The 873-nt window shown below is 65.5% G+C and carries 1 protein-coding gene; it reads left to right on the top strand.

Translation table 11 applies throughout. The annotated features are described in order from the left end of the window. Positions 1 to 44: 44 nt before the first annotated feature. Positions 45 to 873: 50S ribosomal protein L2 (rplB, locus tag AC5RWT_RS37855; protein WP_494084686.1), on the top strand; the 829-nt coding region annotated here is incomplete at its 3' end.

Raw genomic sequence — 873 nt, 5'->3', positions numbered from 1 at the left:
GTCCGCTTTCTTAAGCGGAGACCACTTTAACGAGGAATTGAACTATGGGAATCCGTAAATACAAGCCGACTACACCGGGCCGTCGCGGCTCGAGCGTAGCCGACTTTGCCGAAATCACGCGGTCGACACCGGAAAAGTCGTTGCTGCGTCCGCTGACCAAGTCCGGCGGCCGTAACAACTCCGGCAAGATCACCACCCGCCACAAGGGCGGCGGACACAAGCGCCAGTACCGTCTGATCGACTTCCGTCGCCACGACAAGGACGGCGTGCCCGCCAAGGTCGCTCACATCGAGTATGACCCGAACCGCACCGCGCGGATCGCTCTGCTGCATTACGTTGATGGCACCAAGCGCTACATCCTGGCTCCGGCCAAGCTGAAGCAGGGAGACACCGTTGAGGCCGGCGCCAGCGCCGACATCAAGCCGGGCAACAACCTGCCGCTGCGCAACATCCCCGTTGGTACTGTGATCCACGCTGTGGAGCTGCGTCCGGGCGGCGGTGCCAAGATGGCCCGCTCCGCCGGTGCCTCCGTGCAGCTGGTAGCCAAGGAAGGCAAGTACGGCCAGCTCCGTCTGCCCTCCGGCGAAATCCGCAACGTTGACGTGCGCTGCCGCGCAACCGTCGGCGAGGTCGGCAACGCCGAGCAGTCCAACATCAACTGGGGCAAGGCCGGCCGCATGCGCTGGAAGGGCGTCCGCCCGACCGTCCGCGGTGTGGCCATGAACCCGGTCGACCACCCGCACGGTGGTGGCGAGGGCAAGACCTCCGGTGGCCGTCACCCGGTCAACCCGAACGGCAAGCCCGAGGGCCGCACCCGCCGCCCGAACAAGGAAAGCGACCGCCTGATTGTGCGTCGCCGTCGTACTGGCAAGA

Source organism: Arthrobacter sp. Dra40, assembly GCF_059091905.1.
Note: the sequence above shows the minus strand (reverse complement) of the source record. Positions and strands in the feature narration are given on the sequence as shown.